The following is a 6,190-nucleotide window of genomic DNA, read 5'->3' as shown; positions in this document are numbered from 1 at the left end:
GGGTGGTTTTTCCGGCGCCGTTGCCGCCGGTGACCTGCACCCACTCCCCGGCGTCCACGGTGAACGACAGCCCGCGAAACAGCGTCCTCTCGTCCCGCTCGCAGTACAGATCTCTGGCTTCAAGCATCATTGTCATTGCGCATATTCAGGTTGATATGGCGTATAAACACCGGTCAGGCTTTCCAGGAAGGCGACGATATCGTCAATATCGTTTTGCGGCAGATCGGTGCCAACCTGGTAACGCAGCATCAGTTTTACCGCGCCATCCAGCGTCGGTACGTCGCCCCGATGGAAATAAGGCGCTGTTAACGCGACGTTGCGTAAGCCCGGGACTTTTTGCCGTAATTTATCGCGAACCTCTTTGGTGACGTTCATACGACCAATATCCGCTGCGGTAATTTCACCAAAATTAAAGTCTCGCTTTAATCCTAATGGTTCAAAAGAGCGCCCGCCTAAAATGATACCGCCGTGACAGGTTGCACATTTATTCTCTTTAAATAATTGATAACCGTGTTTCTGTTGCGCGGTCAGCGCATTTTCATCTCCACGTAGCCATTTATCAAAGGCGGAATCCGGCGTTATCAACGTTTTTTCGAATTCGGCGATCGCATCAGTAATATTTTCCCCGGTAAATCCTTGCGGATAAACCGCCTGGAAATCTTTTTTCAGGACAGGATCTTTATCAAGCTTGCTAATAATTTCATCCCAGGATTTAGAAGCCATTTCAATAGGATTTAACGGCGGTCCGCCTGCTTGCTCCTGCAGAGTTGCAGCACGACCATCCCAAAATTGTTCGATATTAAATACGGAGTTGAATACCGTCGGCGCATTTATTGGTCCTACCGCACCGCCAACGCCAATTGAGGTTTTTCTGCCATCGACACCGCCCGCATTTAACGCGTGACAATGCGCACAGGATATTGTGCTGTCGCCGGATAAACGTTCATCATGATAAAGTCGGAAACCTAAGTCGACTTTTTTCGCATCGACGGGAATATTGCGCGGAATAGGCTGAACGGGTTCATTCCGGTGTGCGGCGTCGGTATCGGCGCTGGCATAGTTGCGCTCACGCTGATCGGCTATCCAGTTCAGGATGTCAGTACGCTCTTTATCACTGACGCCCCCCGCCCAGTGCAGCGCGACATAGCGGGTTGGCGGCATAGTCTGATGTTGCATAACCCATTCAATTTTATTCAGTTCGCTTTGCGGCACCGGCGTATCCGCAATCAGGGCGGCCCGTACCGCCTCCAGGTTAAACGATTTGTAGCCGAGCTGGATATCGTAATCCATTAGCTGCTTTGCCACCGGAAAAGAGGAATAAAAAGGTAATTCAGCGGAAGGCGTATGACAATAATCACATCCTTTCTCCCTGAAATAACCCAGTATTTTATTATTTTCACCCACAACCGAGGCCTGCACATCGCTTTTTTTACTGCGCTGTTTGTCGTAATACCATACATACCCGGACAAACCTAAATAACATAACAGCCCAACGGTGATAACCGTTGTCGCATAGAGGGTAATTTTTTTCATATCACTATCCTTATGGGGTATTGCGGCATGATTAATTAAATTTTATTTTTTTACTCATGAGGCCCGTCAATACTAAATACAAACCCATCATGGATATTGATTGGTATCAATAATTACAATTGGCTAAACCTATAGATATGATAACCCCCGACTATCGTAAGATTTATTTTGCGATGCCCGTCACAGGGTTTATTCAGCCGCAACAATGGATAAATCCTCTTTTCCGTCATCAAAACGAACGATAGCCAACAATAATTGACTTAACGCAGCATAAAAGCCATATGGATCATGCTTAAGGCAATTATTCGTAAATTCCGGAAGCCATTCCAGTAATGACGACAATGTTTTCTGGCGTAATTTATTCATTCTCCGTTGTTGGAACGATTCACCCAATGAAAAATGTAAATGGCTGAGTAACTCCAGATAAATCGCTAGGTGGTCGGTCGGCTCTTTAAAATCGTCGTTGACTTCCATCCCGGCTTCAAGCAATAAATGTTTAATCATGCCGGGTTCCTGCTGCGGGTATTGCGAGGCGTAGGGCAAGGCCGATTTTTTATCCGTCATCAGGAACAATCCGCAAAAATCTGCGGCCAGCTCCAGCTGCGCATCCTGGCGCAGGCTAAGCGCGGCAATTTTTTGTTCGAGTAACGCCACCGACGCCGCCAGCGCTGGCTGACGCTTTAACAGCGCCAGCCAGTCCGCGATCTCCGCGGACTGTAATTGTATTAACCCTTCATCATCTACTTCCCGGAAAAAGAGTAACGCCAGCCATGCATATACGCAGGCGTACTGTTCCTGAGCAAGCGCTGGCTGCTTAATCATGCGGATTCCCCTGCGATGCGGGTACATATTCACACTGCGCGACCATCTCGACTGGGCCGTTAAACGCCGTGACGTTATCAATAGGGCCGGTATATTTTTCAATTTCCACCAGCGTCGTATGCGCGCTGGTCGCCTGCGCAAGCTGTGATGTACCGATATCCAGCGTTAATACGTTAGGGTTGCCGTACTTACACAACGCATTGATGTCGCCGCCTTTATCAGGATCGTACCAGGCGCCTTCATGAATTCGCGCCACGCCAGGCGCATAGCGATCGGAAACCACCGCCCCCGCCAGTACCTGCCCGCGTGCATTGAATACCCGCACGATGTCACCGTTGCGGATCCCGCGCGCGCTGGCATCCTGTGGGTTAATAAAGACCGGTTCCTTGCCGCCAACGGCATATTGCTGACGCAGCGTTTCCGACTCGCACAGTTGGGAATGCAGACGGAAATCAGGGTGAACGGATTGTAAGTGCAGCGGCCAGCGCTGCGATCCCGGCCCGCCATGCGAGCGTTCGATTTTTTCGAACCACATGGGATGGCCCTGACAATCGTCGTATTGCATGTCGGCGATCGTTTTGGAGTAAATCTCGATCAAACCGCTTGGCGTGCCCAACGGCTCCAGGTCCGGATCTTCACGGAAAGCCTGATGGCGCACAAACATCTGCGGATGATCAAACTCGATGTACTCCTGTTGATTCCAGAACACTTCGAAAGTCGGTAAGTGGATACCGCGACCTTTTCCCTGCTGGCTCCCTTCCTGCCAGATGCGTTTCAGCCAGCCCATTTCATCAAGACCTTCCGTGAATGCCGCTTCACGGTTAAAGCGTCGGCAGAGATCGCGGAAAATATCAAAGTCGTTACGCGCTTCAAACTGCGGCGACACCACCTGTTTCATGGCGATAATGCCGCGGTTAGAGTGATTGCCGAACTGATCGAGGTCGTTACGCTCAAATTGGGTGGTAGCCGGCAAAACGATATCCGCAAAGCGGCAGGTCGACGTCCACTGGTTATCAATAGCGATGACCGTTTCAAGCTTGCGCCACCCTTCAATTATGCGGTTAATTTGTTGGTGTCGGTGGAACGGGTTAGTCCCGGCGAACACGCACATCTTCAGCGGCGGTAATTTAACCGATTTGCCGTTCCAGTTAATGACCTTGCCCGGTTCAAGAATGGCATCCATAAAACGCGCAATAGGAATGGTGCTGCTGTAGCCTTTGTAATCCGTGCTGTCGTGTACTGGCGGAACGGTCGTCGAACCGGAAAAGCCGCTTAAAATGATCCCTTTACGGCCAGGCGTCCCGGCGCCGTTGTAGTGCCAGCCAAAACCAAAGCCGCCGCCCGGTAAACCAATCTGTCCCAGCATTGCCGCCAGCACGACGACCATCCATGACCACTGTTCGCCATGCTGCATACGTTGTACGCACCAGCCAGCGATGATTTGCGTTCTGTCGCCCGCCATCTGCCGCGCCAACGCGCGGATGGTGTCGGCGTCAATACCGCACAGTTTTTCCGCCCAGGCGGCATCTTTGGGCTGTCCATCTTTCTCGCCCAGCAAATAGGGGAGGAACTGGTCAAAACCGACGCAGTAGTTATCGAGGAAATTTTTATCGTACAGTTTCTCGCTGTACAGGGTATGCGCCAGCGCCAGTTGTAACGGGACATCCGTCTGCGGGTTAATGGCGATATGTTTGACCTTATCGCGCCCCAGATAATCGTGCGTGGAGGTGACGACCGGGTCGATGCTGATGACCGAGATAGCGCCGCTGGCAACCTTCTCTTTTAATTGTTCATAGTACTGATAGACATCGTGATCCGGGCACCACCAGTTTGCCTGCTGGTTTTTCACCATATCAGAACCCCATAGCACAATTGTTTTACTGTTCTGTAAAACCAGAGGCCATGACGTTTGCTGCTCGTACACTTCCATTGAACCCACCACGCGCGGCAGAATCACCTGCGCCGCGCCGGTCGAATAGTCCCCTCCCGTGCTAACGCTATTGCCATGTAGCGCAATCGCGCGCGCCAGCATCCCGGAGGCATTATGGAACATGCCGGTAGATTGCCAGCCGCTCGCCGTCAGTAACGCGCTCGGCCCGTAGGTTTTTTGCACCCGCTCCAGTTCCTGATAGAACAGATCCAGCGCTTCATCCCAGGAGACGCGCACAAAACGATTATCGCCGCGCTGCGAGGTGTCGCTTTGATGACCTTTGCGCATCCAGTCGACGCGCACCATCGGATAGCGAATACGCGCCACGTTGTGGACGTGATCGGGCAGACCAGCGATCATTTTGGACGGGTATTTATCCTGTTCAAACGGTTTTGCCGCCACAAATCGACCGTCAACCACCGTGGCGCGAATCGCCCCCCAGTGAGAACCGGTAAGGATACCCTCTTTCGTCGCGGCGCCTGGCGCAACGGCATCCGCTGCGCGGGCGCTACGGGGCGTCAGCAGTGACGGCCCCAGCATTCCTGCCACCGTCAAACCGCCAAGCTGCGCCAGAAAACGTCGACGAGAGACGTGTAACGAGTCCTTATTTTTCATTGTGTTCTCCCTTATCGCTGTGCGGCGTGTTGGTGGTATCAGACGCATTCATCTGGAGATATTTCAACAAGGTACGTTCTTCACGCTTATCCAGACTGGTGAAACCGATCATACCGTTGAGCGTGCCGATCCAGCCGTTAGCGTCAAAGTGCGCTTTGTCCGGCGCGCCGTGACACTGATTACAGGTGCCGTTATAGAGGGAGTCGGCATAGGCCCAAATCGGTTTAATGTCATTTACCATGTCGCCTTTTTGCATCCACGCGGTTGCCTGTAATTTGCTCCACTGAGTATTGGTCGCCGCGACGGTAGTCTCTTCCAGCGTTTTCACATGCTGTTGCACATCGCCACGAATCGAGGCGACAAAAATACGTTTACCGGGCAACTGCGTCAGCACGCGCTGGCGACCGTCCGTCTCCGTCCAGCCTTCGATTTGCACTTGCAGCCAGTCACCGTCCCGTTTAAGGACTTTCACTTCAGAAGCAGGTAACAGCGAACCTGCCGGTTCTTTATCGCCTTTAGCGGCGTAAATCGGCTTGATATCCAGCGAATAGAGCGTATCGCCGTCATTATGCGTGCTGGCGCTGGCGCGCAGTTCATCAAACTGTTTACGGAAACCGCTGCTCATATCCGGTAGCTGGTGGGCAATCCCTTTATGGCAGTCGATGCAGGACTGATTTTCTTTCGCGGCGATTTTCATTTGCCGCGCCGCTTCCGGGTTCTGTTTCGCGTGATCCATCGCATCGTAGTTATGGCAGGAACGACAGGTCGCGGAGTTATTCTCTTTCATGCGCGCCCATTCACGCTCGGCAAGCTCGGCACGTTTGGCTTCAAATTTTTCCGGGGTATCAATCGAGTGGGCGATAAATGTCTGGTAAAGATCGTTGCTGGCTTCCAGCTTACGTTTCACCATGCCTGGAATATCAGGGGGGATATGGCAATCGTGACATTCCGCGCGTACGCCGGAAGCGTTCTGGAAATGTACGGACTGTTTATATTCCTGATACACCGGCTGCATACTATGGCAGCTGACGCAAAACTCTGTCGTACTGGTCAGTTTGATACCGACGTGAGGTAACACGATCAGCGCAACGCCGATCACAATCCCGACAATGACCAGCGCCAGTATCGACCAACGGGCGCTTGGCCTGAGTAGCGCTCTCCAGAGTTTTCGCATAATAGCCCCTGTAATTATATGGTTTAATGCGCAGATCTTATTCCGCAAATATGAACAGCGTCACTGGTCAGGATGAACGGGATACGGCAATATATGAACAGATATGAACAGAAAGA

5 protein-coding genes are annotated in these 6,190 nt (G+C 52.0%); all 5 read right to left on the bottom strand.

The features are described from left to right. Positions 1 to 127 (bottom strand): ATP-binding cassette domain-containing protein (locus J4614_RS21075; protein WP_116781764.1); only part of this gene is annotated, 127 nt, incomplete at its 3' end. 5 nt (positions 128 to 132) lie between these two features. Then, entirely contained in the window at positions 133 to 1,533 is a 1,401-nt protein-coding gene (locus J4614_RS21070; protein WP_000724469.1) for a cytochrome-c peroxidase, read from the bottom strand. A gap of 189 nt (positions 1,534 to 1,722) precedes the next feature. Next, positions 1,723 to 2,355, bottom strand: coding sequence for a molecular chaperone TorD (gene torD / locus J4614_RS21065; RefSeq protein ID WP_000595421.1), 633 nt, complete (start codon positions 2,353 to 2,355; stop codon positions 1,723 to 1,725). Then, positions 2,348 to 4,900 (bottom strand): trimethylamine-N-oxide reductase TorA, encoded by a 2,553-nt coding sequence (gene torA / locus J4614_RS21060; RefSeq protein WP_208293306.1) that lies wholly within the window; start codon positions 4,898 to 4,900, stop codon positions 2,348 to 2,350. The genes torD and torA overlap by 8 nt, the downstream gene beginning before the upstream one ends. Next, positions 4,890 to 6,074, bottom strand: coding sequence for a pentaheme c-type cytochrome TorC (gene torC, locus J4614_RS21055; RefSeq protein WP_001230254.1), 1,185 nt, complete (start codon positions 6,072 to 6,074; stop codon positions 4,890 to 4,892). Before torC ends, torA begins: the two co-directional genes overlap by 11 nt. Positions 6,075 to 6,190 lie beyond the last annotated feature (116 nt).

Origin of the sequence: Salmonella sp. 32031103-2018-00083-FB-01-SM-01 (assembly GCF_017571995.1) — a bacterium.
GTDB classification, from domain to species: domain Bacteria; phylum Pseudomonadota; class Gammaproteobacteria; order Enterobacterales; family Enterobacteriaceae; genus Salmonella; species Salmonella enterica.
This window is presented reverse-complemented; position numbering and strand designations above follow the sequence as displayed.